Here is a 448-nt window from a genome sequence, read left to right as displayed (position 1 = left end):
CTCGATCGCCATCTTCACCGCCTCGACACCGCCCTGCCCGTCGATGTCGGCATACAGCCCCGAAAGATCCGTGATGTAGCCGATCTTCACCTTGTCGCCGCTCACCTGCGCATGCGCGCCGAATGCGGCCGCCCCCAGCCCTACCGCAATCAATGCACCAGCCAGCTTCTTGAGTGTCATGGTCTTGTCTCCTGTGTCGTGCGCGCCGCGGATCACGCTGGCGCATGGGTCTTGCAAGTCGATCGGAAAAACCTCTTAAACGCCGAGCAGCTCGTGCAGCACCGGCATCTTGTCCTGCAACTGCGCCGCCTCGAAACGCTCGACGATACGGCCGTGTTCCATCACATAAAACCGGTCTGCCAGCGGCGCGGCAAAGCGGAAGTTCTGCTCCACCATCACCACCGTGTAGCCGCGCTTCTTGAGCATCAGGATCATGCGGGCCAGCGCC

At 62.1% G+C, this 448-nt stretch carries 2 pseudogenes; both read right to left on the bottom strand.

The window, feature by feature from the left end:
- A pseudogene (locus C1I95_RS34465) lies at positions 1–180 on the bottom strand (ABC transporter substrate-binding protein); the annotation flags it as partial.
- 75 nt (positions 181–255) lie between these two features.
- A pseudogene (locus C1I95_RS34460) lies at positions 256–448 on the bottom strand (hypothetical protein); the annotation flags it as partial.

It is taken from the genome of Micromonospora craterilacus, from assembly GCF_003236315.1.
Taxonomy (GTDB): domain Bacteria; phylum Actinomycetota; class Actinomycetes; order Mycobacteriales; family Micromonosporaceae; genus Micromonospora; species Micromonospora craterilacus.
This window is presented reverse-complemented; position numbering and strand designations above follow the sequence as displayed.